Origin of the sequence: Lysinibacillus telephonicus (assembly GCF_003966145.1) — a bacterium.
GTDB classification, from domain to species: domain Bacteria; phylum Bacillota; class Bacilli; order Bacillales_A; family Planococcaceae; genus Ureibacillus; species Ureibacillus telephonicus.
This window is the reverse complement of record NZ_RXNR01000140.1, coordinates 1-1,738: the sequence shown is the minus strand read 5'-3', so window position 1 is coordinate 1,738 and position 1,738 is coordinate 1. Positions and strand designations below refer to the sequence as shown.

Annotated in this window: 1 protein-coding gene; it reads left to right on the top strand. The window is 33.4% G+C overall.

The window, feature by feature from the left end; translation table 11 throughout:
* Nucleotides 1–634 precede the first annotated feature (634 nt).
* Complete coding sequence (locus EKG35_RS20515; protein ID WP_126296403.1) at nt 635–1,411, top strand: TerC family protein; 777 nt, start codon at nt 635–637, stop codon at nt 1,409–1,411.
* Nucleotides 1,412–1,738: the final 327 nt, after the last annotated feature.

Below are 1,738 nucleotides of genomic sequence, written 5' to 3'. Positions count from 1 at the left end.
TTTGTATTTACGTTAATTTGCATATACATAACATCCCACCTCAGGAATATTATGTATCTTATTGTCGAAACTGTACATACTTAAACAATCAATACTGTACATTCTTAAGTTAGCATTTATAGGGAAAAAACGAATAGAGCAAATTAAACAAGAAAATAATTTTTTTGAGGAAGAAAAATAACAAGATTGTTTTGGTAAATAAACTTCCTGTGCTATCAGTAAAAGTTATAATAAATTATCTATAACATTGGCTGGAAGTTTAGGATTCAGAAATCCTATAAAATATTTGTACAAATACATCTAATTCCTTATTCCAGAAAGGTGTGCTTTCCTTGAATAAAGAAGGTGCTTTTTCCATTAAAGAGCTATTTAATGGGAGAAGAATCTCGTGAAAATTGAAGCTTATGGTTATTACTAGTATGGTCTTGTGAAGGATTACATTAAAACAATAGTGGCAATTAAGTTGAAGGGGTAATTTATAAAATACAAATAATCCTTAATTGGTTAAATATTCTTTACTATATTCCCTAAGAATACCTCGTTATTCCCTAAGAATACCTCGTTGTTAATTAGGAAATTCTATAATTGTAGAGACTTTTACACATAATTATATTTATAGATTGGGGATTAATAAATGGAGTCACTATGGTTAGAGTATGCCTGGACATTGCTAATTCTAATAGGGTTAGAAGGGTTATTATCCGCTGACAATGCCCTAGTACTTGCGGTTATTGCCAAGCATTTACCTGAAGAGCAGAAAAAAAGAGCTATAAATTACGGAATACTTTTGGCTTTTGTTTTCAGATTTGCTGCGCTTTTTGCAATTTCCTTTATCGCAAATGTCTGGCAGATACAAGCAATAGGAGCAGCCTATCTTCTTTATCTGGGGTTAAAGCATGTCATTAAGGCGAAGTTCGGGAAAGACAACAAAAATATCCATAAGGACGACGAAAAAGAATCTGCTGGCAAAGGTTTTGGTGCAACAGTAGGCAAGATTGCATTAGCAGATCTCGCTTTTGCAGTTGATTCAATTCTAGCTGCTGTTGCTCTTGCCCTTGGTCTTCCGGATTCCCCTCTTGGCGATTTTGGTGGAATGGATGGAGGGCAATTTATTGTTGTTGTTCTTGGAGGTATTGCTGGACTTATATTGATCAAATTTGCAGCAACTTGGTTTGTACAACTACTTGATAAACGACCAGCATTGGAAACGACAGCATATGCGATTGTTGCCTGGGTTGGTGTAAAACTGGCAATAATTACTCTTGCCCACGAAGATATCGGTATCTTGGATCCTCATTTCCCTCACAGTACTTTATGGACCCTGATTTTCTATGGAGTATTAGTAGGTATTGCTTTAATCGGTTGGTTTGCTCCTAACAATAAGTCAAAACAAAATAAAGAGACGTTATAGGTAGCAAAGGTATCAAAATTAAAGATGATTCCTATTATCTTTTATAGTTATTGTTCTGTTAAAAGCGCTTTTCTGTTTCTGAAATAAGGAAAGCGTCTTTCTTCATGGAAAGGGTCATTTTCTGCAATAACATCTTAAATATCATAAATATTTACTAAAAATTCAGAGTGTAGTTTAGAGAAAAAGTTATAATAAATTTATTGTAATTAGATGTAGTATAGATTTATGGACACAACTAGGTTAAGTCATTAATATTGAACTAACGAAAGGTCGTGTCCGAATTATGAGTCAAAAACGTTATAATCAAGAATTTAAACAAACAGTGGC

Coding starts and splice junctions, on each gene's coding strand:
- EKG35_RS20515 (WP_126296403.1), top strand. CDS start 635: ATGGAGTCACTATGGTTAGAGTATGCCTGGACATTGCTAATTCTAATA.